We start from the raw sequence: 23,231 nt of genomic DNA on the forward strand, positions 1-23,231 counted from the left end.
TCCTTGGCCCATGTCCACGCCCCTGCCCCCCCGTTTCCCCGTCACCGAAGCCCAGATCGAAGCCGTGGTGGCCGAGTTCTATGCCCGCATCCGCGCCCATCCCGATCTGGCGCCGATCTTTGCCGCGCATGTGACCGACTGGGCGCATCACGAGGCGAAGATCGCCCGGTTCTGGAAGGGCTCGATCCTGCATATGCAGGGCTATGAGGGCAGCCCGATGATCTCGCATCGTCGCGCGGGCGATGTCGAGGGCGGGCATTTCCCGCTTTGGCTCGCCACTTTTGATGCGGTGCTGCACGACACGCTGGACCCGGAGGCGGCGGCAGGCTGGTCGGCGCTCGCGCATCGGATCGGCAAGGGGCTGCGGATGGGGGTCGAGGATGTGGGGCGGCCGCCCGATGCAGTGCCCAATCTGCGCTGAGCCGCCCGGCCCCGGCCAGGGAAAGGGCGTATTTGGACCAAGAAAAAGCCGAAGGCTCAGTCTTCGTCTTTCGATCTGGTGAAGACGCCTTTCAGCGCGCCGCCGGTCAGTTGCGTGACTTTCGGGCGCGGCAGCGCGGCGAAGGGCATTGGGCGACAGACCTCCATTGCGGCAATGCCGACGCGGGCGGTCAGGGCGCCGTTGATCACGCCCTCGCCGAAGCGGCGCGAGAGTTTCGCGGCCAGATGGCCCCCGGTCATCGTCTCGATCAGATCATCGCCCGCCGAGACCGCGCCCGTCGCGATCACATGCGTCATCACCGTGCGGGCGAGGCGCAAGGCGCCAAGGCTGCCCGCGCGGCCGCCGTAAACCTCGGCCACGCCGCGGATCATCCGCAAGTTGGCAATCAGCGCGGTGGCGACATCGGCCAGAGCCAGCGGCACCAGCGCCGTCACCGCCGCCACCGTGCGCGTGGCCGCCTCGATCTCCAGCCGGGCAGCGGCATCGAGCGGCGCCATCAGCTCGGTTTCGGTCAGCCGCAGCAAGGTTTGCGTATCAAGCTGCTCGGGCGCGCGCTCGCGCAGGCGGGCCAGCGACCATTTCATCTCGGGCCGGGCGGCATAAAGCTTCGCCATCCGGTCCACCGCCTTGCGCGCGGCGCGCAGATCATCGCGGGTTGCCGCCTCGATCACCTCCTGATGCAGCTTGTCGAGCCGGCCAAGCTTGGCGAAGGCGGTCAGCTCGCGCAGCGCCACCAAAGCGCAGGCGATCAGGAACAGGATCAAAAGCCCCGTCGCCACCCAGCCCAGCACCGGATTGGCCGCGAACAGCCCAGTGACGAAATTCCAAAGCGCGACGCTGATCAGAAAACCCACCAGCGCCCCGGTCGCCTGCCAGAAGAAGCGCGTCAGCCGGGACCGCGGCCGGGTGGCGAGTTTCGCGGCGATCTGCATGGCGCGGCCTTCCGGGGCCACATCGAAGGCGGGTTGGTCGATCACCGGCGGCGCCTCGGCGGGCGAGGCGGGCGGGGTGTCCAGTTCCAGAATGACAGGTCGTTTCACAGCTTGTCCCCGATCAGGAATTCGGCGGCGCGGTCGATGCGGATATGCGGCGGCCCTTCGCCCGGGCGCAGCACACCGGGCGCGGGCGCAAAGTTCATCAGGCTGAAATCGGCATCCAGCCAGTCCTCGGCGCCATCCCGGGCGGGGGTCAGCAGCTCGGCGGGATCGGCGGGCAGCTCGCCCGGGTAAAGCGCGACCGAGCGGCCATCGGCCAGCCGTCCGCGCACCGCAGGCAGATCCTCGCCGGAATGCGGGATGATGTCTTCGGTCGTGGTGCGCAAGGACGCCAGCGGCATCGCCGCGGTCTCGGCCCCGGCGAAACTGGCGCGATCCTTGGCCTCGCGCAGAAGCGCCTCGGTGATCGCGGTCAGTTTGGCGTGCTGGATGTGATGCAGATGATCGGCCTTGGTGGCGGCAAAAAGGATGCGTTCGACCCGTTTCGCGCCCAGAAGCGTGAGCAGGAACCCGGGCACGCCGGGGCGGAAGGCCGAGAGGATCGCCGCCATGGATTGCCGCAGATCTTCGAGCGCGGCAGGTCCGGCGTGAATGGCGCCCAAGACATCGACCAGCACCACCTGCCGGTCGATCCGGGCGAAGTGATCGCGAAAGAAGGGCCGCACCACCTCGCGCTTGTAGGCGTCAAAGCGGCGTTCCATCTCGCGCCCGAGCGAGTCGCGCGGATAGCTGGCGGGCGGGATCGGCGCGAAGGTCAAGACCGGCGAGCCCGCCATCTCCCCCGGCAACAGGAACCGCCCCGGCGAGCAATCGGAAAACCCCGCCTCGCGCGAGGCGATCAGATGCGCGGTGAAGCTTTCCGACAGCGCCTTGGCCGCAGTTTCCGAAAACCTTGCGTAAAGGTCGATCTCGTCGAGCGTTTGCAGGAAGGCATCGGACCCCGGGCGGCCGGGCAGACGGTCAAGCACGCCCGCCGACCAGTCGGCAAAGCTTTTCTCGATCAGGCCAAGGTCCAGAAGCCATTCGCCCGGGTAATCGACGATATCGAGATGCACGGTGCGCGGTTTGTAAAGCGCGCCGAGCATCCCCGCAGGTTGCAGCCGGAAGCTGAGCCGCAGTTCCGAGACCGCCCGCGTGCCCTCGGGCCAGGCGGGATTGGGGCCGGTCATGCTGGCCAGATGGCTTTCATAGTCGAACCGCGGCACGGTATCGTCGGGTTGCGGTTTCAGATAGGCGGCGCGGATGCGCCCTGCCCCGGTCAGCGCGGGCATCCGGCCGCGATCGAGCAGATTGGCCACCAGCGAGGTGATGAAGACCGTCTTGCCCGCCCGCGAGAGCCCGGTGACGCCCAGCCGGATCACCGGCTCGAACAGGGCTTCGGATACCGAGGAGCCCAAGCCCTCGATGCTGCGGCCGATGTCCTCGGCAAGGTCGGTGATCCCCACTGCGCTGCCTTTCCCGGTCATTCTGGTTGCGCCGAAGATAGGCGTTGCGCAAGGCAATTCACAGAGGGGAAAGCAGCGCACCCGCGCGGCCATTGCACAACGCCCGCAGCCGCGCTATCGCCGGGACATGCCCAGATTTGCCTTCAGGATCGAATATGACGGCGGCCCCTTTGCCGGGTGGCAAAGACAGGCCGTCCTGCCCTCGGTGCAGGGTGCGGTGGAAGCGGCGCTGGCGCGGCTCGAACCCGGCGATCACACGATTGCCGCCGCCGGACGGACCGATGCCGGGGTGCATGCGACCGCGCAGGTCGCCCATGCCGATCTGGCGAAAGACTGGGACCCGTTCCGGCTGTCCGAGGCGCTGAACCACCATCTGCGCCCGCATCCTGTGGCGATCACCGCCTGCGCCCGCGTGGGAGACGACTTTCACGCCCGGTTTTCCGCGCGCGAGCGACGCTATCTGTTCCGGCTGGTCAGCCGCCGCGCCCCGGTGGTGCATGATCGCGGCAAGGTCTGGCAGGTGCAGAATCCGCTGGATCTGGCGGCGATGCGCGACGGGGCGGCGCAGCTGATCGGGCTGCACGATTTCACCACCTTCCGCGCCGCGATGTGTCAGGCGAAATCGCCGGTCAAGACGCTGGATGAGATCACGATCGAGGAGATCGCCCTGCCGAGCGGGCAGGAATATCGCTTCCATCTGCGGGCACGCAGCTTCCTGCACAATCAGGTGCGCTCGATCGTCGGCACGCTGGAACGGGTGGGGGCAGGCGCCTGGGCACCCGAAGATGTCGGCCGGGCGCTGGCCGCGCGTGACCGGGCGGCCTGCGGGCCGGTCTGTCCGCCGCAGGGGCTTTACCTTTGCGGTGTCGGCTACCCCGAAGATCCGTTTGCCTGAGTTACAAGGCCGGAAGTTCGGCTGCGGGCTCGTCGCGCTGCGCCTGCGCGATCTGACATTGCAGCGCCGAAGCGGGCAGGCTTTGCGGCGCATATTCCGGCACCGCCCGCGCCACCACCGCGATCACGTCGGTCTCCGAGCCGCGGTCGATCGCCTCGCGCAGATCGCGCAGCGCCGCCGCCGTGGCCAGTTCCGACAGGTGATCTTCGCGCACCGAGATGATCTTCGGATGTGCCGTGGTCTGCGCGCCCCGACGCATCATCAGCTCCTCATGCAGCTTTTCGCCCGGACGCAGCCCGGTGAGGACGATCTCGATATCGCCCTCGGGGTTGGCCGCGTCGCGCACGGTGAAGCCCGCGGTCTCGATCAGCCGCCGCGCCAGATCGATGATCTTTACCGGCTTGCCCATGTCCAGCACGAAGACCTCGCCGCCCTCGGCAAAGGAGCCCGCCAGCAGCACCAGCCGCGAGGCCTCCTGGATCGTCATGAAATAGCGCGTCACCCGTTCGTCGGTCAGCGTCACCGGGCCGCCGCGGGCGATCTGTTCCTGAAACAGCGGCACAACCGAGCCCGAAGAGCCAAGCACATTGCCGAAACGCACGATCGAGAACACCGTCTTGCCCGGCCGCGCCGCCAGATCCTGCACGATCAGCTCCGCCAGCCGCTTCGAGGCGCCCATCAGATTGCCCGGCCGCACCGCCTTGTCGGTGGAGATCAGCACGAAGCGCCTGACCTGCGCCTCCCGCGCCGCCCGCGCCAGCACGGCGGTGCCCAGCACATTGTTCGCCATCCCCGCCCGGACATTGATCTCGACCAGCGGCACATGCTTGTAGGCGGCGGCATGCAGCACGATGTCGATGCCGTGGCCCTCCAGCACCTGCATCACCTGCATCCGGTCGGCGACCGAGCCCAGAACCGCCACGATCCGCACGCCGGTCGCCTCGGCCAGCAGCCGCATCTCGGCCTCGGCATTGTAAAGCGCAAGCTCGGAAAGCTCGTAGAGCACCAGCGTCTTCGGACGGCAGGACAGGACCTGACGGCACAGCTCCAGCCCGATCGAGCCGCCGGCCCCGGTAATCAGCACATTGGCATCGCGATAGGCATTGCGGCCCGCGGTCAGCTCATGGCTGAGCGGGTCGCGGCTCAAAAGCCCCGCCGTGCCGACCGGGCGCACCAGGTCCAGCAGTTCCTGACCGCCGTGGATCTGCGCGAAGGCGGGCAGGCTGTGCACCTGCAACCCCAGCTTTTCCAGCCGTTGCGACAGGAAAGTCTGCTTGTCGGTCGAGACCGAGGGCATCGCCAGAATGACGTGATTGATCTTGTATTGCTCAATCACCCGGGCGGCATGCACGCCGGAATGGATCGGCACGCCATTCATCGTCATGCCCGCCAGCGTGGCGTTGTCGTCCAGAAAGGCGCAAACGACGAAATCGTCGCTGTCGCGCAATTCGCGGGCAAGCGCCAGGCCGGTGCGGCCCGCGCCATAGATCGCCACGCGCGAGAGGGTGCGGGAATTGCGATAGATCGCGATCAGGATCTGCGTCAGCGCCAGCCGGGTGAAGAAGAAGCCGGTGAAATAGATCAGCCCGAAAACCACATGCAGCCCGGGCGATTGATCGACGGCGGCCAGGCTCGACTGCACCGCCGAGGTGATGGCCAGCAGCAAGGCCAGGACCGCCGAGCGCACCACCGCCGCGCCCTGATAGTCGCGCAGCTTGATCCGCGACAGGCCCAGAAGAACGCTCAGAACCCCGGCTTCGGCGATCAGCAGCGGCAGCTCCAGCGCATGCGCCCGCAGCAGCGGCATAAGGGCCGCGCCCTCGTTCAGCAGCATCAACGCAAGGCAGAAACTCAGCGGCACCAGCAGAAGATCGACCGTCATCAGGATCGCGGACTTCTGCCGGCGGCTGAGCGAGATAATGGACTTCAAGAACACCGTCAGCCCCGCTCCGAGATATGCATTGCATTTGCAGCATACCCGGTATTCATTTTCGATCAACGAAATGGATGCAAAACCGGCCACGCGTCGCCAAACCTGCGCAAAAATATGCGCTATCGGCGGCAATCAGCTTATCATTCGTGCAATGGTGCGCCCGATCAGCTGCAAATCGAAGCAGACCGAGGCGTGACGCGCATAGATCAGGTCCAGTTTCGCCTTCGCCGGAATGCAGATGCGGCAATAGAGTCGGTCGGTCTCCTCGGCGCTGCGCGAGCGCGCCAGCAGCCATTCCTCGTGCCGGTGATAGTGGATCGAGGCCAGCCCGGTCACGCCGGGACGGGATTTCAGCACCTCGGCATAGATCGCGGGGAAGCGCTCGACATAGGCGCGCAGCGGCGGGCGCGGCCCGACGAAGCTGATGTCGCCGCGCAGGATGTTCCACAGCTGCGGCAGCTCATCAAGCCGGAACCGGCGCAGCACCCGGCCGACCGGGGTGATCCGCCCGGCCTTGTCGCCCCCCGACACGCCGGCATCGGCGGCGACCGCGGTCATGGTGCGGAACTTCCACAGCCGAAAGGCGGTGTCGGGCGTCTTCATCCGCTCGGCGGCGTAGAAATAGGGGCGGCCCTGGGTCAGCGCCAGCGCCACCAGCACCAGAAGGCCCAGCCCCCCGACCACCGGCAGGATCAGCAGCGCGAAACCGAGGTCGAACAGCCGTTTCGTCAGGCTCATGGCCGTCCTTCCTCCAGCCGCAGATCGGCGATCAGCCCCGCCGCGGTGACCGGCAGATCGGGCACAAGGCCGAGCGCCAGCGCCCGGTCCACCGCAAGCTCCACCGCGGCGATCGCTTCGGGCGGGGCCGGATCGGCCTGCCAGCCTTCCCCCGCCGCGCGCAACAGCGCCTCCATGCCCACGGCCCCGGGCAAGGCCAGATTGATCACCCCGGGCAGCGCCGCGCCGCCAGATGCTGCCCCACCCGCCGTCGTCCCACCAACCGCCAGCCGCACCAGCCGCGCCAGCGCCCGGGCAAGCGCCTGCGGGCCGATGTAGCTGCGCCGCGGCGCCAGCCCGTCGGCAAAAACCTGCAGCCGCCGCCCGCCCGGCGGCGCGGGCTGCCCCAAAAGCGCATCCGCCCCCGCGACATTGCCAATCCGCAGCACCACCGCCCCCGGCCGCCCCGCGGCCACCGCCTCCATCGCCGCCTTGGCCCGGCCATAATCCGAGATCGGCGCGGGTGCGTCCTCCTCATGGCACAGCCGCCCGGCAGGCCGACCATAGACCGCCGCCGAAGAGGCCAGCAGGACCGGCCGCCCCCCGGCGCAGTCCAGCACCGCCCCGGCAAGCGCCGCATGGGCGGCAAGCGCCTCGGCCGTGCCCCGGGTCGGACCGGCCAGCAGCAGCACCGCCTCGGCCGCCGCCACCGCCCGCGCGAGCGCCCCGGGCTCCGCCAGCGGATCGAACACCACCGAGGGACCGCCAAAGGCGGCGAAATCACCGGGCCTGCGCGCCTGCCACACCAGCTGCGGCGCGGCACTGCCGGGCAGGCTCCAGACCCGGCGCAACAGCCCGCCCAACCGCCCGGATCCGCCCAGAACAAGCAGGCGCGGAAACTCTGGCTTGAGATTTGATCTGAATGACCGCATAGATTTGGCTGCCGTGGACCTGCTGACTCCTGGGAGTGAGACTTAGCACCCGATGCGCGGCGCGGGAACGGGGGAACGTGAATGGCTTCGAGACCGGGACTCATCGTCGCCGTGATGCTGGCGGTGGCCGCCTCGGGCTGCGCCCTGCCGCGCGGTGCCGCGATGCAAAGCGAGATCCTGAAGAACGCCTCCGACAAGACCCCGGAGTTTTCGCATTACCCGGTGGATTCGAAACTGCTCGCCGAGCTGCCGCACTGGCCCGCGGGCAAGGCCGCGGCGGCGAAGCGGTCCTGGATCAAAGGCGGCAGCGGTGGCGCCGGGCAGGTTCTGGCGGCGGGCGACACGGTGACGCTGGCGATCTGGGAAGGCGGGCAGAACAAGCTTCTGACCAGCGAGGGTGCCCCCACGACGCAGATCGCCCCCACCACCGTCTCGAACAGCGGCCAGATTTTCGTGCCCTATGTCGGCGCGGTGAAGGTTTCGGGCCTCAGCGTCGAGGCCGCGCGCGAGAAGGTGCAGCAATCGGTCACCGCGCTGATCCCCGAGGCGCAGGTGCAGCTGGCCGCCACGCCCGGCAAGGGCAATGCCGTCTCGCTGATCGGCGGTGTGTCGAACCCGGGCACGATCCCGCTGATCGACCGCTCGCTGACCGTGCTCGGCGCGATTTCCGAAGCGGGCGGCGTGCAGGGCGCGATCGAGAACCCGCAGCTGCGGCTTTACCGCGGCGGCAAGGTCTACGAGACCTCGCTCGCGCGCGTGCTGGACGATCCGGCGCTGGATGCCGGGCTGCGGCCGGGCGACAAGCTGATGGTGCTCAAGGACGATCGCAGTTTCCTGGCGCTGGGCGCCTCGGGGGTGGAAAAGATCATCCCCTTTCCCAAGGATCACGTGAACGCGCTGGAGGCAGTGACGCTGGCGGGCGGCATCAACGACATCCGCGCCAATCCCAAGGGCGTGCTGATCTTGCGCGAATATCCCGCCAGCGCCGTGCGCGCCGATGCCGCGCAGGGGCCGCAGAACGCCCGGGTGGTGTTCTCGATGGACCTGACCACTTCCGAGGGGCTGTTCTCGGCGCAGAATTTCGAGGTGCAGTCGAACGATCTCGTGCTCGCCACCGAAAGCGCACTGGTCAATACCCGGACCATCCTCGGACTCTTCGGCTCGACGCTGGGTCTGGCACGGACGGCGGACTCGATCGGGAACTGATCCGCTGTCCCCGATACAATCCGGTCTCTGGACCTTTGGGCGCGGCTGTGGCTAGGGTCGCGCCCGACAAAGGAGACCGTCATGGCATTCGGAACGAACATCCGCACCTGGTTCGAGGGACGCTGGCACGAGGGCGACATCGCCGTCATGCGCGCGGCCGATCATGGCATCTGGCAGGGCTCGTCGGTTTTTGACGGCGCGCGTCTGTTTGACGGGCTTGTGCCCGACCTTGACCTGCATTGCGCGCGGGTGAACCGCTCGGCCGCGGCGCTGATGATCACCCCGACGATCGACCCGGCCGAAATGGTCGAGATCGCCCGCGAGGGGCTGCGCAAATATGCGAAAGGCGCGGCGGTCTATGTGCGGCCGATGTATTGGGCGCTCGACGGCTCCGATCTGGGCATCTCGCCGCTGGAAAATTCCACCGGCTTCGCGCTTTGTCTGGAAGAAGTGCCGATGCCGCCCGCCGACCGGGCGACGACGCTGACGACGACGCAATTCCGCCGCCCGGTGCTGGCCGACAACGTCTGCAACGCCAAGGCGGGCTGCCTTTATCCGAACAACGCCCGGATGCTGGTCGAGGCGCAGCGCAAGGGCTTCGGCAATGCGCTGGTGCAGGATGCGATGGGCAATGTCGCGGAATCGGCGACGGCGAACGTCTTCATCGTGAAGGACGGCGTGGTGCTGACGCCGATCGCGAATGGCACCTTCCTTGCGGGCATCACCCGGGCGCGGCACATGGCGAACCTGCGCGCCGCGGGGATCGAGGTGCGCGAAGCCGTGCTGACGCTTGACGACGTGCGGGCGGCGGACGAGGTGTTCCTCTCGGGCAACTTCGGCAAGGTAACGCCGGTGACGGGCTTTGAGGACGTGACCTATGCCCATGGTCCGATGACGAAACGCATCCGCGAGATCTACATGGACTGGGCGCTGTCGTCGCCGCTTTGAGCCAGTTGCCAAAGCGTCCGGTTCCGGTCCATGATGGCCGCAATCCGGAGGACAGGATGCGCAAGTTTCTCGTGGTGCTCGACCAGACCCGCGAATGTCTGAATGCGATACGCTATGCCGCCATGCGCGCGGCCCATACGGGCGGGGGCGTCACCATCCTGTCGGTGATCCCGCCCGACGATTACCAGCACTGGATCGGCGTCTCGGAAATCATGCGCGCCGAAGCCCGCGAGACGATCACCGCGCATTTCGAGGTCTTCGCGAAATGGATGCGTGACAAGCAGGGGGTGACCCCCGAGCTGGTGATCCGCGAGGGCGATCCGGTGAGCGAAATCATGGCGCTGGTGCGCGAAGACCCGGAAATCGGCGTGCTGGTGCTGGGCGCGGGAACCGACAAATCCGGTCCCGGCCCGCTGGTGACGCAGCTGTCGCGCAGCTCCGGCAACCTGCCCGTGCCGCTCACCATCGTTCCGGGCGACATGTCCAAGGAACGGCTGGAATCGATCACATAAGCCGCCAATCTTGACGGTTTCGGTCGCCAAGCGCATATAGACCGCAAGCCAAGGAGGCGCCCGATGTTCATCCAGACCGAGACCACCCCGAACCCCGCCACGCTGAAATTCCTGCCGGGCCTTGACGTGATGCCCGAGGGTGTCGCGGATTTCACCAGCCAGGAGGCCGCGCAGGTCTCGCCGCTGGCGGGGCGGATCTTCCGCGTCGCAGGCGTCAAGGCGGTGTTTCTGGGCGCCGATTTCGTCACCGTGACGAAGGACGAGGCCACCGAATGGGCCCATGCCCGCCCGGCGATCATGGGCGCGATCATGGAACATTACCAATCCGGCCAGCCGGTGCTGATGGGCGCGGCCACGGGCGGCCACACCGAGGGCAGCGCGGATTCCGGCGAAGACGGGGCGATCATCGCACAGATCAAGGAACTGCTTGATACAAGGGTGCGCCCCGCGGTGGCGCGTGACGGCGGCGACATCACCTTCCACGGCTTTGAAAAGGGGGTCGTCTATCTGCACATGCAGGGCGCCTGCGCGGGCTGCCCCTCCTCGACCTACACGCTGAAAATGGGGATCGAGAACCTGCTGCGCCACTACATCCCGGAAGTGAGCGAGGTCCGCGCCGTTGCGCAGTGAGCCGCTGGTTCTGGGTTTCGATACCTCGGCCGCGCATTGCGCGGCCGCTTTGGTTCGGGGCGACACCGTTCTGGCCGCCCGCGCCGAGGACATGGCCAAGGGGCAGGCCGAACGGTTGATGCCGCTTCTGGAAGAGGTTCTGGCGGAAGCCGGTCTGGGCTGGCACGATCTTGATGCGCTTGGCGTCGGCACCGGTCCCGGCAATTTCACCGGCGTAAGGATCTCCGTCGCCGCCGCCCGCGGTCTGGCGCTGGGGCTGGACATCCCGGCGATCGGCGTTTCGGTGTTCGAGGCGCTGGCCCAGGATGCCCCCCGCCCGGTCGCGGTCGCGCTCGATGCGCGGCGCGACGAGGCCTATGCGCAGCTTTTCACCCCCGCGGGCGCCGAGGCCCCGACCCTTGGCCCCGCCGCCGATCTGGCTGAAACGCTGGCCGGGGTTCCGGTGATCGGCCTGACCCTGCCGCACTCCGCGCCGCTTGCGCCCCGCCATCCGCTGGCCGTGGCGGTGGCGCTGGTGGCGGCGGCGAAACTGGGCACGGACCAGCCCCGCCCCGCGCCGCTTTACCTGCGCGGGGCCGATGCCGCGCCGCCCTCGGACCCGCCGCCGGTGATTCTCGACTGATGACCCCCGAAGCCCTCGCCGCTCTGCATGCCCGCTGCTTCACCACGCCCCGGCCGTGGTCGGCGGCGGAATTTGCCGATTTTCTGGGCTCTCGCTTCTGTTTCCTGCTCACCGAACCCGCCGGTTTCCTGCTTGGCCGGGTGATCGCGGACGAGGCCGAACTGCTGACCGTCGCCGTCGATCCGGCGGCGCGGCGGCAGGGCATGGGGGCGCGGCTTCTGACCGGATTTGCCGCCACCGCAAGCGCGCGCGGCGCCACCACCGCCTTTCTGGAAGTCGCCGCCGGCAACACCCCGGCGCAGGCGCTCTACCGGCAGGCGGGCTGGGTGGAGACCGGACGCCGCCGCGGCTATTACCACGCCCCCGACGGCACCGCGGAAGATGCGCTTTTGCTGGGCTGCGACCTGTCGCGCGGCTGAGGCCGTGCCGCGAAGTCCCCCTTGACCCCCTGCCGCGGTTCTGGCCCTATCGAGCTCGGGTTGCCGCCTCGCCGGGCGGACCGAAACGGACAGAGGCCGCCAGAACCGGCAGCCATAGTCGACAGGAGAGATGTCATGAAGAACGTTTTGCTGGGAACCGTCGCTTTCCTCGCGGTGGCTGCGGTCGGTGGGTATGTCCTCGTCCTCAAGCCCGGAGCGTCTTCCGCCCCGCAACCCACCCCCGCCACCGAACCCGCCCCCGCTGCTGCCGCCCCGGCTGCCCCGGCCGCGGATGCCACCGCCACGGCCGGTCCGGCGCTGATCTTCGATCTGGGCGGCAAGTTCGACAAATCCTTCAACGAAGCCGCCTTCAACGGCGCGCAGAAATGGGCGGCCGAGACCGGGGCGACCTTCAAGGAACTGGAAATGCAGTCGGAGGCCCAGCGCGAACAGGCGCTGCGCCGCTTTGCCGAGGCGGGCGCAAACCCGATCGCGATGACCGGCTTCGCCTTTGGCGACGTGCTCAACACCGTCGCCCCGGATTATCCGAAAACGAAATTCGTCATCGTCGATGCGGTCGTTGATCAGCCCAACGTGCGCTCGGTGGTGTTCCAGGAAGAACAGGGCTCCTATCTGGTCGGCATGATGGCGGCGATGGCCTCGAAGACCGGCACCGTGGGCTTTGTCGGCGGCATGGACATTCCGCTGATCCGCAAATTCGAATGCGGCTATGCCCAGGGCGCGAAAGCTGCGAAGCCCGAAATCAAGGTCGTCTACAACATGACCGGCACCACCCCGGCGGCCTGGAACGACCCGGTGAAGGGCTCGGAGCTGACCAAGGCGCAGATCGCGCAGGGGGCGGATGTGGTCTTTGCCGCTGCGGGCTCGACCGGGCTTGGCATCCTGCAGACCGCCGCGGATGAAAACATCCTCGGCATCGGCGTCGACAGCAACCAGAACTTCCTGCATCCGGGCAAGATCCTGACCTCGATGGTGAAGCGCGTCGATGTCACGATCTATGACGCCTTCAAGGAAGGCGCCGCGATGAAGACCGGCACTGTCGTCGCCGGGCTGAAGGACGAGGGCATCAGCTATGCGCTGGATGAACACAACGCCAAGCTGGTGACGCCCGAGATGAAGGCCGCGGTCGATGCCGCCGCCGAAAAGATCAAATCGGGCGAGATCAAGGTGCATGATTACATGACGGACAACACCTGCCCGGTGAACTGATGGCATCGGCAGCGGAACCGGGGCGGCAGGCAACTGCCGCCCTTGCCACAAGACCGCCTGCGATCGAGCTGCGGGGGATTTCGAAATCCTTCGGCGCCGTGCAGGCGAACCGGGACATTTCGATCCGCGTGCGGCCGGGCACGATCCACGGCATCGTCGGCGAGAACGGTGCGGGCAAATCGACGCTGATGTCGATCCTCTACGGCTTTTACCGCGCCGATGCGGGCGACATCCTGATCGACGGCCGTCCGACCGAGATTCCCGACAGTCAGGCGGCGATCCGCGCGGGCATCGGGATGGTGTTCCAGCATTTCAAGCTGGTGCCGAATTTCTCGGTGCTGGAAAACGTCATCCTGGGCGCCGAAGACGGCGCGCTGTTGCGCCCCTCGCTTGCCAAGGCGCGGAAAACGCTGGCAGATCTGGCGCGGGACTATGACCTTGAGGTCGATCCCGAGGCGCTGGTCGAAGACCTTTCCGTAGGCCATCAGCAGCGCGTCGAGATCCTCAAGGCGCTGTATCGCCACGCCGACATTCTCATTCTGGACGAGCCGACGGGGGTTCTGACCCCGGACGAGGCCGACCATCTGTTTCGCATCCTGCGCGGGCTGAAGGCGCAGGGCAAGACGATCCTGCTGATCACCCACAAGCTGCGCGAGATCATGGAGATCACCGACGAGGTCTCGGTGATGCGCCGCGGCGAGATGGTCGCGACGGTGACGACATCCGAAACCAGCCCCGAACAGCTGGCCGAGCTGATGGTGGGCCGCAAGGTGCTGTTGCATGTGCCCAAGGGCCCCGCCACCCCGGGGCGCGAGGTGCTGCGCATCGAGGATCTGCGCGTCACCGATGCGCAGGGCGTCGAGCGGCTCAAGGGCGTCAGCCTGACGATCCGGGCGGGCGAAATCCTTGGCATTGCGGGGGTTGCGGGCAACGGCCAGTCAGAGCTGTTGCAGGTTCTGGGCGGCTTCGCCAGGGGCAAGGTCAGCGGCACGATCGCGGTGGACGGGCAACAGATCCCCGCCGCGGGCAAGGGCGCGACCGGCCAGACGCGGCGGCAGATCGGGATTTCCCATGTGCCCGAGGATCGCCACCACCTCGGCCTGATCCTCGATTTCACCGCCTGGGAAAACATCGCCTTCGGCTATCATGCGGCGCCCGACTATCAGGCGAATGCCCTTTTCATGGACAATGATGCCATCCTGCGCGACACCCTGGGCAAGATGGAGCGGTTCGACGTGCGCCCGCCCGATCCGTCGCTGCCCGCGAAAAGCTTCTCCGGCGGCAATCAGCAGAAAATCGTGCTGGCGCGGGAAATCGAGCGCAATCCGGTGCTGCTGCTGGTCGGTCAGCCGACGCGCGGGGTCGACATTGGCGCCATCGAATTCATCCACCGCCGCATCGTCGCGCTGCGCGATGCCGGGGCGGCGGTGCTGCTGGTCTCGGTCGAGCTGGATGAAATCCTGTCGCTCTCGGACCGGATCGCGGTGATGTTCGACGGCCAGATCATGAGCGAGCGTCTGCCCGACAAGACGAACGAACGCGAGCTGGGCCTTTTGATGGCCGGGGTCGCCAGCACCACGGGGGCCGTATGATGGAGAAACTTCCGGCCTGGGCCGATCTGGTGCTGGTGCCGTTGATTTCGCTTTTGCTGGCGGCGCTGATCTCGGCGCTGGTGGTGCTGGGCATCGGCGGCGACCCGATTGAGGCGGTCTCGGTGATGGTCACCGGCGCGCTCGGCTCGGCCTATGGCTGGGGCTACACGCTTTACTACACCACCTCTTTCATCTTCACCGGGCTTGCGGTGACGGTCGCCTATCACGCCAGCCAGTTCAACATCGGCGGCGAGGGACAGGCGCAGCTGGGCGGCCTTGGCGTCGCGCTGGTGCTTTTGGCCTTTGACTGGCCGCATTGGTCGGTGGCGCTGCTTGCGGCGAGCCTGGGCGCGGCGGCCTTTGGCGCGGCCTGGGCGGCGATCCCGGCCTGGCTGCAGGCGAAACGCGGCAGCCATATCGTCATCACCACGATCATGTTCAACTATATCGCCGCGGCGCTGATCGTCTATCTTCTGGTCGAGGTGCTGCGCCCGGTGGGTCAGATGGACCCGGCCACGGCGCGGTTCCCGGCGGCAACGCATCTGCCAAGCTTCGGCGAGATCCCGGGCCTGTCGCTGATCTTTTCGAAACAGGTGCCCGCGAATATCAGCTTCTTTCTGGCGGTTGCCGCCTGTGTCGCGGTCTGGGCGCTCTTGTGGCGGACCCGGCTGGGCTATGAGATCCGCGCCTTCGGCAAATCCGAAAGCGCCGCCGTCTATGCCGGGATCTCGCCCACCCGGGTCATTCTTGTCTCGATGCTGATTTCGGGCGCGCTGGCCGGGCTGATGGCAGTCAACAACGTCATGGGCGAGGCCGAGCGGCTGATGCAGAACGCTTCGGAAGGGGCCGGGTTCATCGGCATCGCCGTGGCGCTGATGGGGCGCAACCATCCGCTGGGGGTGTTTCTGGCGGCGCTGCTGTTCGGCTTTCTTTATCAGGGCGGCGCCGAAATGGGGCTTTGGACCAATATCCCGATCGAGCTGCGCACGCTGTTGCAGGGGCTGGTGATCCTGTTCACCGGGGCGCTCGATACGATGGTGCGGATGATGCTGGTGCCCGCCTTCCGGCTGGTCGCGGCCAGACGCATCGGGGGGGCGGCGTGATGGAGTACATGACGCTGATCGAGATTCTCGGCTCGACGCTGCGGCTGGGCACGCCGCTTCTCTTGGCCTGCATCGCCGGGCTTTATTCCGAACGCGCGGGCATTTTCGACATCGGGCTGGAAGGCAAGATGCTGATGGCCGCGATGGCCTCGGGCGCGGTGGCGGCGCTGACCGGCTCGGCCTGGATCGGGCTCGGCGCAGGCATCTTCGCCTCGCTTCTCTTCGCGGCAATCCACGGGCTCGCCTCGATCACCTTCCGCGGCAACCAGCTGATTTCCGGGGTGGCGCTGAACTTCGTCGCCTCGGGGGCGACGATCCTGATCGCGCAGACGCTGTTCGGACAGGGCGGCCGCACCCCGCCGCTGACGGGCGAGGCCCGGTTCGGCCCCATCACCCTGCCCTTTGCCGAGGCGCTCTCGGGCGTGCCCGTCCTTGGCCCCTTCTATGGCCGGGTGATCTCGGGGCAGTCGCTGCTGGTCTATCTGGCGCTGGCCATCGTGCCGCTGACCTGGTGGCTGCTTTACCGCACCCGCTTCGGGCTGCGGCTGCGCGCGGTGGGCGAGAACCCGGAATCGGTCGATACCGCGGGGGTTTCGGTGGTGCGGCTGCGCTATACCGCCGTCGCGCTGACCGGGGTTCTGTGCGGCATTGCCGGGGCCTATATGGCGACCTCGCTGCAGGCGGGCTTCGGCCGCGAGATGACCGCGGGCCGCGGCTACATTGCCCTCGCCGCGCTGATCTTTGCGAAATGGCGGCCCTGGCAGGCGCTGTGGGCAACGATGCTCTTTGGCTTCCTGCAGGCGCTGGCCCTGCGCCCCGACGTGATCGAGGCGATGTCGCCGGGTAGCCTGACCATCCCGGTCTCCTTCCTTGATGCTCTGCCCTATCTGCTGACCGTGATCGTGCTGGCGGGCTTCGTCGGCCGCGCCATCCCCCCCCGTGCCGGAGGCCAACCCTATGTCAAAGAGCGCTGAACTTGCCGATCTGATCCGCGCCCGCGCCGGGGCGGAGCCGCCCGCGCTCGGACTGATCCTTGGCTCGGGCCTTGGCCATATCGCCGAGGAGGTGCAGGGCTGCGGCATCGATTACGCCGACCTGCCCGGCTTTCCCCATGCGGGGGTGTCGGGGCACAATCCGAAGCTGGTGATCGGCCAGCTGGAGGGCGTGCGGGTCGCGGTTTTCGGCGGGCGGGCGCATTATTACGAACGCGGCAACCCGGCCGAGATGCGCCTGCCGCTGGAGATCCTGCGCGATCTGGGCTGCGGTGAGCTTTTGCTGACCAATGCCGCCGGGTCTTTGCGCGACGACATCGGCCCGGGCGATCTGATGGCGCTCTCCGATCACATCAACTTCGCCGGGGCAAACCCGCTGATCGGCGAGCCAAGCGACGCCCGTTTCGTGCCGATGACCGAGGCCTATGATCCGCTGCTGCGCGCCGCGCTGCAATCCGCCGCCGCCGCCGAAGGCATCGCCCTGCCCGAGGGCGTCTATTGCTGGTTCTCTGGTCCCTCCTTTGAAACGCCTGCGGAAATCCGCGCCGCCAAGGTTCTGGGCGCCGATGCGGTCGGCATGTCCACCGTGCCCGAGGTGATCCTGGCCCGCTTCCTCGGCCTGCGGGTGGCCGCCGTTTCGGTCGTCACCAACATGGGCGCGGGGCTGTCCTCTGAGGCGATCAGCCACGCGCATACCAAGGCGATGGCCCCCCTGGGTGCGGCGAAATTCGAGCGCATCCTGCGGCGGTTCCTGCGGTCTCGGTAACGTGACGGCCAGCCCCTCTTGCTCCGCAAGGTCGCCCGGGGCATGCTGGGACAACCAAGCCGTCGGACATCCATGCAGATCTACCTCCCCATTGCCGAGGTATCGGTCAACATCTTCCTGTTGCTGGGTCTGGGCGGCCTTGTCGGGCTGCTGTCGGGCCTGTTCGGCGTGGGCGGCGGCTTCATCATCACGCCGCTTCTGTTCCTGATCGGCATTCCGCCCACCGTCGCCGTGGCCACCGGGGCCAATCAGGTCGTCGCCTCCTCGGTCTCGGGGGTGCTGGCGCAGTTCCGGCGCAAGGCGGTCGACGTGCCGATGGGAATGGTGCTGCAGGCGGGCGGCCTGCTCGGCTCGGGGCTTGGTATCCTTTTGTTCAACTGGCTGACCCGGCTTGGGCAGGTCGATCTGGCGGTGCAGCTGGCCTATGTGGTGTTTCTGGGCGGCATCGGCGCGATGATGCTGCTGGAATCGATCCGCGCCCTGCGCCACGCCAACCGCCCGGGGGCGGTGCGGTCGCGCGATCAAAGCCGCAAGCTGGTGCACCGGCTGCCCTTCAAGATGCGGTTTCGCACCTCGGGGCTTTACATCTCGGTCATTCCGCCCTTCGCCATCGGCATGGCGGTCGGCGTGCTGGCCGCGGTGATGGGGGTGGGCGGCGGTTTCATCATGGTGCCCGCGATGATCTACCTGCTCGGCATGCCGACCAAGGTGGTGATCGGCACCTCGCTGTTTCAGATCCTGATCGTCTCGGCCTTCACCACGCTCTTGCATGCGATCACCAACCAGTCGGTCGATGTGATGCTGGCGCTTTTGCTGATCGTCGGCGGCGTCGTGGGCGCGCAGATCGGCACCCGCCTTGGCGCGAAGCTGAAGGCGGAACAGCTGCGCATCCTGCTGGCGCTGCTGGTGCTGGCCGTCGCGCTGAAGCTGGGGCTGGATCTGGTCTTGCCGCCCTCCGAGCTTTACAGCCTGCAGACGGGGGGGGCGCGATGATCCTGCGGCTGCTTCTGCTGCTGCTGCTGACCGCCCTGCCCGCCCGGGCCGAGCGCGTCGTGGCCGGCATCAGCGCCGACAATATCGGCATCACCACCGCCTTTGACGGCTCTTCGGTGCTGATCTTCGGCGCGGTGAAACGCGAGGCCCCGGAACCCGACGGCCCGCTGGGCGTCATCGTCACGCTGGAGGGGCCGCCGCAAAAGGTTACCGTGCGCCGCAAGACCCGCGAAATGGGGATCTGGGTCAACAGCGACAAGATGGTGATGTCCTCGGTGCCCAGCTTCTATGCCGTCGCCTCTTCGGCGCCGCTGGACCGCATCCTGTCGCCCGAGACCGACGCGAAGGAGCGCATTTCCGTGCCGGTCGCGGTCGAGGCCTATGCCGGGCCGCTCGGCCGCAGCGACGGACGCCCCTTCGCCGAGGCGCTGTTGCGGCTGCGCGCGGGGTCGGGGGCCTATACGGTTTCCGAACGCGCGGTGACGCTGGCGGCGGACACGCTGTTTCGGGCCGATTTCGAGCTGCCCGCGAACCTGATCGAGGGCGATTACACCGCGCGGATGTATCTTTTGCGCGAGGGCAAGGTGATCGATCAGACCTGGGCGCCGATCAAGGTGCGCCGGATCGGGCTGGAACGCTTCACCTATGCGCTGTCGCGCGAACAGCCGCTGCTTTACGGGCTTTTGTCGCTGGGTCTGGCGATCTTCGCGGGCTGGGCGGCGGCGGCGGCGTTCCGGCTGATCCGCAATTCCTGATCCGGCAAAGCCCCCGCCCTCAGAACGCCCGAAACGTCATCGTCGTCAGGGTGCGGGCGATGCCCTCGATGCCGAACAGCTTTTCGTTCAGCCAATGGCCGACATCGGCCTCTTCGGGGATATAGACTTTGGCGATCAGGTCGAACTCGCCCGAGGTCGAGTAAAGCTCGCTCACCACCTCGCGTTCATAGATGGCATCGGCCACGGCATAGGTCTTGCCGGGCTGGCAACGGAACTGGACGAAAACGCAACGCATCGCGGGCCTCCTTGGACGGGGCGGATTGGGGTTGGCGCCAGATTAGGCGGCTGCGGGGAAAAGGAAAAGCCTCACTCTTGCTCGGGGGCCAGCGTCAGCGCCGCCGTGCCCGCGGGCAGATCGTCAATGCCGAGCGGCGCCGAGGGCCGCGCCAGCATCGCCTTTGTCACCCAAAGCAGCCGATGCTCGGCGCGGGTGATCGCGACATAGGCGAGCCGTTTCCACAGCGGAATGCCCGCCTCGGACCGCCCGGCGCGGAAGGCGGCATAGATGTCGGGGGCGAAGACCTGCACATCGGGCCATTGGCTGCCCTGCGCCTTGTGGATGGTGACGGCGGCGCCATGCAGGAAGGTCGCCCCCATCCGCGCGGCAAAGGGGATGAAGGGCTCTTCCTCGTCCGGCATCTCGATCTTCACGATCGAGGCGGCCGAAAGCCGCGGGTCCTCGGCGCCGATCACATGCAGCCGCGAAAAGCCGGGCTTGCGGCCGGGGCCGAGGTAGATCACCTGCGCCCCCTTGATCAGGCCGCGGGCTTCCAGATCGATGCGCTTCTTGCGATGCTTGAGCGGCAATTCGATCCCGTCGCAGATCAGCGGCTCGCCGGGCAAAAGCGCATCGGCGGGGGCACCATGGGCATTGCGGAACGCCTGAATGAGCCGGATCCGGGTCGCGTTGCGCCAGACCAGCACCGGCGAGCGCGCCATCAGATCGCTTTCCACCCGCTCGGCCCGCACCACCCGCGGATCGCGCCGGGCGGCCTGGTCCACCATCCGCTCGAAGGCATAGAAATCAAGGCTGTCATCGGCCAAGGCATGGGCCAGATCAAGGATCGGGTTGTCGTCGGCCTGACGGTGGATGCGGTGCAGCGCATGCACCGCGGCCTCGGGCAGGCGCTCGAAACTCATGTGGCCGGACTGGTTCACAGGGGCGAGCTGGGCCGGATCGCCAAACAGCACCAGCGTCGGGAAAATCTCTTTCAGATCGTCGAACTGGCGCTCGTCCAGCATCGAGGCCTCGTCGACAAAACCGATGTCGAGCGGGTCTTCGCGCCGCTTCCAGCCCGAGATGAAATCCGACCCGCGCAGCCCCGCCGCGGCCAAGGCGCCGGGGATCGACTTGTTCGTCTCGTAAAACGCTTTCGCGCGGTCCAGCGCCAGATCGGTCAGCCCGTCGATGCGCAGAAGGTCAAGGTTCGGCCGCTCGCCCTGCCCCGCCAGCCATTCCGCGATCGCCTCATATTCCGGGTGATAGACCGGGGAGTAAAGGATGCGGTGAATGGTGGTCGCGGGCACCCCGCGCGAGCGCAGCACCGAAGCCGCCTTGTTCGTCGGCGCGAGGATCGCCAAAGTGCGCCGCTCCTTGCGCCGCTTACCCTCCCAATCGCCCGAAACCAGCTCGACCCCCGCGGCCTCCAGCGCCTTGTAAAGCTCGGCCAGCAGCAGGGTCTTGCCCGAGCCCGCCTTGCCGATCACCGCCATCACCGAGGGCTCGCCGCCCTCGGGCATCACCGTGCCGTCAAGCAGATCGACGCCTGCGCGCTCCAGCGCGGCAGCGACGGCATCCCAGGCTTCGGCCTGATCTTCGGAAAAGGTGACGGTGGCAGGCAGGCTCATGGGCGCGACCCTACACGGCGCGCCCGGCTTTCGAAAGGCGCGAAATCATTGACCGAGGGAGCCTCCGGCGGGGATATTTGCGGCAAGATAAAGGGGCTTTGCTTTTATCTTGCCCCAAATATCCCGGGGTGAGACGGGATCGAGCAAGCGTCCAGTGGACGCTTGCCCCGTCGAACGGGCTGCCCGTGGCAGCCCTGGGGGGCAGAGCCCCCGCCGCCACGGTTCACGCCGCGACCGTCTCTGGCGTGGCCAGCGCGACGATATCCATCATGATCCGGTTCAGTTCGAAATCCTTCGGCGTGTAGACCCGGGCCACGCCCATCTGCTTGAGCTTCACCGCGTCTTCCTCGGGGATGATGCCGCCGACGCAGACCGGGATATGGTCAAGCCCCACCGCGCGCAGCCGTTCCATCACCTCGGAAATCAGCGGCAGATGCGACCCCGAGAGGATCGACAGGCCGATCACATGCACCTCTTCGGCTGCGGCCTGGGTCACGATCTGCTCAGGCGTCAGGCGGATGCCCTCGTAGGTGATGTCCATGCCGCAATCGCGGGCACGGAAGGCGATCTGCTCGGCGCCGTTGCTATGCCCGTCAAGCCCCGGCTTGCCAACCAGGAATTTCAGCCGCCGCCCCAGTTTCGACGACACCGCATCGACCGCGGCGCGGATGTCTTCCAGCCCCTCGGTCCGGTTCGACGGGCTGCGCGAGACCCCGGTCGGCCCGCGATATTCGCCATGCACGGCGCGCATCACCCCCGCCCATTCGCCGGTCGTCGCGCCCGCCTTCGCCGCCGCGATCGAGGCCGGCATGATGTTCTTGCCCGCCGCCGCATCGGCGCGGAGTTGCTCCAGCGCCACCGCCACAGCCACCGCATCGCGCGACGCCCGCCAGGCCTGCAGCCGGGCGATCTGATCGGCCTCCACCGCCGGATCGACGGTCATGATGCCGCCATCCGACCCCACCAGCGGCGAGGGCTCGGCCTCGGTCCAGCGGTTCACCCCGACGATCGTGGTCTCGCCGGTCTCGATACTGCCGACGCGGGCGGCGTTGCTGTCGACCAGACGCGCCTTCATGTAATCGATCGCCGCAATCGCCCCGCCCATCGCGTCGAGCGTCTCCAGCTCCTGCCGCGCCCCCGCCTTCAGGCTTTCGACCTTGGCCGTCACCACCGGGTTGCCGTCGAACAGATCGCCATATTCCAGCAGGTCGGTCTCATAGGCCATGATCTGCTGCATGCGCAGCGACCATTGCTGATCCCAGGGCCGCGGCAGGCCCAGCGCCTCGTTCCAGGCCGGAAGCTGCACCGCCCGCGCCCGGGCGTTCTTGGAAAGCGTCACCGCCAGCATCTCGATCAGGATGCGGTAGACGTTGTTTTCCGGCTGCTGCTCGGTCAGGCCCAGGCTGTTCACCTGCACGCCATAGCGGAAACGGCGGTATTTCTCCTCCTCGATGCCGTAACGCTCGCGGCAGATTTCGTCCCACAGCTCGGTGAAGGCGCGCATCTTGCACATCTCGGTGACGAAGCGGATGCCCGCATTCACGAAGAAGGAGATCCGCCCCACCATCGCCGGGAAATCGGCGGCCGGAACCTTGCCCTTGAGGTCATCGAGCACCGCAATCCCGGTGGCCAGCGCAAAGGCCAGCTCCTGCTCCGGCGTCGCGCCCGCTTCCTGCAGGTGATAGGAACAGACGTTCATCGGGTTCCATTTCGGCAGATGTTGCGCCGTATAGGCCGCGACATCGGTGATCATCGTCAGGGACGGTTTCGGCGGGCAGATATAGGTGCCGCGCGACAGATATTCCTTGACCAGATCGTTCTGCACCGTGCCCTGCAGCTTGCGGATATCGGCGCCCTGTTCCTCGGCCACGGCGATATAGAGCGACAAGAGCCACGGCGCGGGCGCGTTGATCGTCATCGAGGTGTTCATCTGCTCGAGCGGGATCTGGTCGAACAGCGTGCGCATGTCGCCCAGATGGCAGAGCGGCACGCCGACCTTGCCCACCTCGCCGCGCGCCAGAACGTGGTCGCTGTCATAACCTGTCTGCGTCGGCAGGTCGAAAGCGACCGACAGACCCGTCTGCCCCTTCGCCAGGTTGGTGCGATAAAGCGCGTTCGATTTCGCCGCCGTCGAGTGACCCGCATAGGTGCGGAACAGCCAGGGGTGATCCTTCTTGGGCTTCATCGTCTCGGTCATGGCGGCCTCCGGCGTCGATTCTGGTTTCGCAAGAATGT

23 protein-coding genes are annotated in these 23,231 nt (G+C 67.2%); 15 read left to right on the top strand and 8 right to left on the bottom strand.

Going from position 1 to position 23,231, the window contains the following annotated elements:
- Window positions 1-10 precede the first annotated feature (10 nt).
- On the top strand, window positions 11-421 hold the full coding sequence (locus tag AC4PTB_RS15880) for a group III truncated hemoglobin (protein ID WP_492190833.1): 411 nt from the start codon (window positions 11-13) through the stop codon (window positions 419-421).
- Window positions 422-477: 56 nt separating this feature from the next.
- Here the strand turns inward: AC4PTB_RS15880 and AC4PTB_RS15885 are convergent, their stop codons facing one another.
- Window positions 478-1,482, bottom strand: a complete 1,005-nt coding sequence (locus AC4PTB_RS15885) for a YcjF family protein (protein WP_492190834.1) — start codon at window positions 1,480-1,482, stop codon at window positions 478-480.
- The gene (locus AC4PTB_RS15890; RefSeq protein ID WP_492190835.1) at window positions 1,479-2,903 is read right to left on the bottom strand and encodes a YcjX family GTP-binding protein; all 1,425 of its coding nucleotides are present in this window, start codon (window positions 2,901-2,903) and stop codon (window positions 1,479-1,481) included. Before AC4PTB_RS15890 ends, AC4PTB_RS15885 begins: the two co-directional genes overlap by 4 nt.
- A gap of 106 nt (window positions 2,904-3,009) precedes the next feature.
- Between AC4PTB_RS15890 and truA the strand changes: the two genes are divergently transcribed.
- The gene (gene truA, locus AC4PTB_RS15895; protein ID WP_492190836.1) at window positions 3,010-3,777 is read left to right on the top strand and encodes a tRNA pseudouridine(38-40) synthase TruA; all 768 of its coding nucleotides are present in this window, start codon (window positions 3,010-3,012) and stop codon (window positions 3,775-3,777) included.
- Between the two features lies 1 nt (window position 3,778).
- Here the strand turns inward: truA and AC4PTB_RS15900 are convergent, their stop codons facing one another.
- From AC4PTB_RS15900 to AC4PTB_RS15910, 3 genes are all read right to left on the bottom strand, one after another.
- Window positions 3,779-5,659 carry a polysaccharide biosynthesis protein gene (locus AC4PTB_RS15900; RefSeq protein WP_492190837.1) on the bottom strand — a complete coding sequence of 627 codons (1,881 nt, stop codon included), beginning with the start codon at window positions 5,657-5,659 and terminating at the stop codon, window positions 3,779-3,781.
- Window positions 5,660-5,842: 183 nt separating this feature from the next.
- The gene (locus tag AC4PTB_RS15905) at window positions 5,843-6,448 is read right to left on the bottom strand and encodes a sugar transferase (protein WP_492190838.1); all 606 of its coding nucleotides are present in this window, start codon (window positions 6,446-6,448) and stop codon (window positions 5,843-5,845) included.
- A complete protein-coding gene (locus AC4PTB_RS15910; protein ID WP_492190839.1) occupies window positions 6,445-7,359 on the bottom strand; it encodes an NAD-dependent epimerase/dehydratase family protein in 915 nt (304 codons plus the stop codon). The genes AC4PTB_RS15905 and AC4PTB_RS15910 overlap by 4 nt, the downstream gene beginning before the upstream one ends.
- A gap of 81 nt (window positions 7,360-7,440) precedes the next feature.
- Here AC4PTB_RS15910 and AC4PTB_RS15915 point away from each other — a divergent pair, with 81 nt between their 5' ends.
- From AC4PTB_RS15915 to AC4PTB_RS15975, 13 genes are all read left to right on the top strand, one after another.
- The gene (locus AC4PTB_RS15915; RefSeq protein ID WP_492190840.1) at window positions 7,441-8,565 is read left to right on the top strand and encodes a polysaccharide biosynthesis/export family protein; all 1,125 of its coding nucleotides are present in this window, start codon (window positions 7,441-7,443) and stop codon (window positions 8,563-8,565) included.
- Window positions 8,566-8,646: 81 nt separating this feature from the next.
- The gene (locus tag AC4PTB_RS15920) at window positions 8,647-9,513 is read left to right on the top strand and encodes a branched-chain amino acid aminotransferase (RefSeq protein ID WP_492190841.1); all 867 of its coding nucleotides are present in this window, start codon (window positions 8,647-8,649) and stop codon (window positions 9,511-9,513) included.
- A gap of 56 nt (window positions 9,514-9,569) precedes the next feature.
- Complete coding sequence (locus AC4PTB_RS15925) at window positions 9,570-10,025, top strand: universal stress protein (protein WP_492190842.1); 456 nt, start codon at window positions 9,570-9,572, stop codon at window positions 10,023-10,025.
- Between the two features lie 63 nt (window positions 10,026-10,088).
- The gene (locus tag AC4PTB_RS15930) at window positions 10,089-10,655 is read left to right on the top strand and encodes a NifU family protein (protein WP_492190843.1); all 567 of its coding nucleotides are present in this window, start codon (window positions 10,089-10,091) and stop codon (window positions 10,653-10,655) included.
- The gene (gene tsaB / locus AC4PTB_RS15935) at window positions 10,645-11,277 is read left to right on the top strand and encodes a tRNA (adenosine(37)-N6)-threonylcarbamoyltransferase complex dimerization subunit type 1 TsaB (protein ID WP_492190844.1); all 633 of its coding nucleotides are present in this window, start codon (window positions 10,645-10,647) and stop codon (window positions 11,275-11,277) included. Before AC4PTB_RS15930 ends, tsaB begins: the two co-directional genes overlap by 11 nt.
- On the top strand, window positions 11,277-11,696 hold the full coding sequence (gene rimI / locus AC4PTB_RS15940) for a ribosomal protein S18-alanine N-acetyltransferase (protein ID WP_492190845.1): 420 nt from the start codon (window positions 11,277-11,279) through the stop codon (window positions 11,694-11,696). Before tsaB ends, rimI begins: the two co-directional genes overlap by 1 nt.
- A gap of 135 nt (window positions 11,697-11,831) precedes the next feature.
- Window positions 11,832-12,926: a BMP family lipoprotein gene (locus tag AC4PTB_RS15945; protein WP_492190846.1), complete on the top strand. Its 1,095-nt coding sequence runs from the start codon at window positions 11,832-11,834 to the stop codon at window positions 12,924-12,926.
- Window positions 12,926-14,518 carry an ABC transporter ATP-binding protein gene (locus AC4PTB_RS15950; RefSeq protein ID WP_492190847.1) on the top strand — a complete coding sequence of 531 codons (1,593 nt, stop codon included), beginning with the start codon at window positions 12,926-12,928 and terminating at the stop codon, window positions 14,516-14,518. The genes AC4PTB_RS15945 and AC4PTB_RS15950 overlap by 1 nt, the downstream gene beginning before the upstream one ends.
- Window positions 14,518-15,621, top strand: a complete 1,104-nt coding sequence (locus AC4PTB_RS15955) for an ABC transporter permease (protein ID WP_492190848.1) — start codon at window positions 14,518-14,520, stop codon at window positions 15,619-15,621. The genes AC4PTB_RS15950 and AC4PTB_RS15955 overlap by 1 nt, the downstream gene beginning before the upstream one ends.
- Window positions 15,621-16,595 carry an ABC transporter permease gene (locus AC4PTB_RS15960; protein ID WP_492190849.1) on the top strand — a complete coding sequence of 325 codons (975 nt, stop codon included), beginning with the start codon at window positions 15,621-15,623 and terminating at the stop codon, window positions 16,593-16,595. Before AC4PTB_RS15955 ends, AC4PTB_RS15960 begins: the two co-directional genes overlap by 1 nt.
- Window positions 16,579-17,379: a purine-nucleoside phosphorylase gene (locus AC4PTB_RS15965; RefSeq protein WP_492190850.1), complete on the top strand. Its 801-nt coding sequence runs from the start codon at window positions 16,579-16,581 to the stop codon at window positions 17,377-17,379. Before AC4PTB_RS15960 ends, AC4PTB_RS15965 begins: the two co-directional genes overlap by 17 nt.
- 72 nt (window positions 17,380-17,451) lie before the next feature.
- Window positions 17,452-18,372 carry a sulfite exporter TauE/SafE family protein gene (locus AC4PTB_RS15970; protein WP_492190851.1) on the top strand — a complete coding sequence of 307 codons (921 nt, stop codon included), beginning with the start codon at window positions 17,452-17,454 and terminating at the stop codon, window positions 18,370-18,372.
- Window positions 18,369-19,127: a TIGR02186 family protein gene (locus AC4PTB_RS15975; RefSeq protein ID WP_492190852.1), complete on the top strand. Its 759-nt coding sequence runs from the start codon at window positions 18,369-18,371 to the stop codon at window positions 19,125-19,127. Before AC4PTB_RS15970 ends, AC4PTB_RS15975 begins: the two co-directional genes overlap by 4 nt.
- Before the next feature lie 19 nt (window positions 19,128-19,146).
- On the opposite strand, the gene AC4PTB_RS15980 is transcribed toward AC4PTB_RS15975, so the two are convergent.
- The 3 genes from AC4PTB_RS15980 to AC4PTB_RS15990 all read right to left on the bottom strand — a co-directional run bounded on the left by AC4PTB_RS15980 (window position 19,147) and on the right by AC4PTB_RS15990 (window position 23,193).
- Window positions 19,147-19,383, bottom strand: a complete 237-nt coding sequence (locus AC4PTB_RS15980; RefSeq protein ID WP_055213199.1) for an Lrp/AsnC family transcriptional regulator — start codon at window positions 19,381-19,383, stop codon at window positions 19,147-19,149.
- Between the two features lie 71 nt (window positions 19,384-19,454).
- Window positions 19,455-20,996, bottom strand: a complete 1,542-nt coding sequence (locus tag AC4PTB_RS15985) for an ATP-dependent DNA helicase (RefSeq protein WP_492190853.1) — start codon at window positions 20,994-20,996, stop codon at window positions 19,455-19,457.
- A 223-nt stretch (window positions 20,997-21,219) separates the two neighbouring features.
- Entirely contained in the window at window positions 21,220-23,193 is a 1,974-nt protein-coding gene (locus AC4PTB_RS15990; protein ID WP_492190854.1) for a protein meaA, read from the bottom strand.
- Between the last annotated feature and the right edge of the window lie 38 nt (window positions 23,194-23,231).

This window comes from Rhodobacter sp. 4.3.4 (genome assembly GCF_058724655.1).

Excerpts from the sequence above, each read along its gene's own strand:
- AC4PTB_RS15985 (WP_492190853.1), bottom strand. The coding sequence starts at position 20,996 with ATGAGCCTGCCTGCCACCGTCACCTTTTCCGAAGATCAGGCCGAAGCC.
- AC4PTB_RS15925 (WP_492190842.1), top strand. The coding sequence starts at position 9,570 with ATGCGCAAGTTTCTCGTGGTGCTCGACCAGACCCGCGAATGTCTGAAT.
- rimI (WP_492190845.1), top strand. The coding sequence starts at position 11,277 with ATGACCCCCGAAGCCCTCGCCGCTCTGCATGCCCGCTGCTTCACCACG.
- AC4PTB_RS15990 (WP_492190854.1), bottom strand. The coding sequence starts at position 23,193 with ATGACCGAGACGATGAAGCCCAAGAAGGATCACCCCTGGCTGTTCCGC.
- AC4PTB_RS15945 (WP_492190846.1), top strand. The coding sequence starts at position 11,832 with ATGAAGAACGTTTTGCTGGGAACCGTCGCTTTCCTCGCGGTGGCTGCG.
- AC4PTB_RS15915 (WP_492190840.1), top strand. The coding sequence starts at position 7,441 with ATGGCTTCGAGACCGGGACTCATCGTCGCCGTGATGCTGGCGGTGGCC.
- AC4PTB_RS15965 (WP_492190850.1), top strand. The coding sequence starts at position 16,579 with ATGTCAAAGAGCGCTGAACTTGCCGATCTGATCCGCGCCCGCGCCGGG.
- AC4PTB_RS15960 (WP_492190849.1), top strand. The coding sequence starts at position 15,621 with ATGGAGTACATGACGCTGATCGAGATTCTCGGCTCGACGCTGCGGCTG.
- AC4PTB_RS15890 (WP_492190835.1), bottom strand. The coding sequence starts at position 2,903 with ATGACCGGGAAAGGCAGCGCAGTGGGGATCACCGACCTTGCCGAGGAC.
- AC4PTB_RS15975 (WP_492190852.1), top strand. The coding sequence starts at position 18,369 with ATGATCCTGCGGCTGCTTCTGCTGCTGCTGCTGACCGCCCTGCCCGCC.
- AC4PTB_RS15905 (WP_492190838.1), bottom strand. The coding sequence starts at position 6,448 with ATGAGCCTGACGAAACGGCTGTTCGACCTCGGTTTCGCGCTGCTGATC.
- AC4PTB_RS15970 (WP_492190851.1), top strand. The coding sequence starts at position 17,452 with ATGCAGATCTACCTCCCCATTGCCGAGGTATCGGTCAACATCTTCCTG.
- truA (WP_492190836.1), top strand. The coding sequence starts at position 3,010 with ATGCCCAGATTTGCCTTCAGGATCGAATATGACGGCGGCCCCTTTGCC.
- AC4PTB_RS15900 (WP_492190837.1), bottom strand. The coding sequence starts at position 5,659 with ATGACGGTCGATCTTCTGCTGGTGCCGCTGAGTTTCTGCCTTGCGTTG.
- AC4PTB_RS15880 (WP_492190833.1), top strand. The coding sequence starts at position 11 with ATGTCCACGCCCCTGCCCCCCCGTTTCCCCGTCACCGAAGCCCAGATC.
- AC4PTB_RS15950 (WP_492190847.1), top strand. The coding sequence starts at position 12,926 with ATGGCATCGGCAGCGGAACCGGGGCGGCAGGCAACTGCCGCCCTTGCC.
- AC4PTB_RS15980 (WP_055213199.1), bottom strand. The coding sequence starts at position 19,383 with ATGCGTTGCGTTTTCGTCCAGTTCCGTTGCCAGCCCGGCAAGACCTAT.
- AC4PTB_RS15910 (WP_492190839.1), bottom strand. The coding sequence starts at position 7,359 with ATGCGGTCATTCAGATCAAATCTCAAGCCAGAGTTTCCGCGCCTGCTT.
- AC4PTB_RS15920 (WP_492190841.1), top strand. The coding sequence starts at position 8,647 with ATGGCATTCGGAACGAACATCCGCACCTGGTTCGAGGGACGCTGGCAC.
- AC4PTB_RS15955 (WP_492190848.1), top strand. The coding sequence starts at position 14,518 with ATGGAGAAACTTCCGGCCTGGGCCGATCTGGTGCTGGTGCCGTTGATT.
- AC4PTB_RS15930 (WP_492190843.1), top strand. The coding sequence starts at position 10,089 with ATGTTCATCCAGACCGAGACCACCCCGAACCCCGCCACGCTGAAATTC.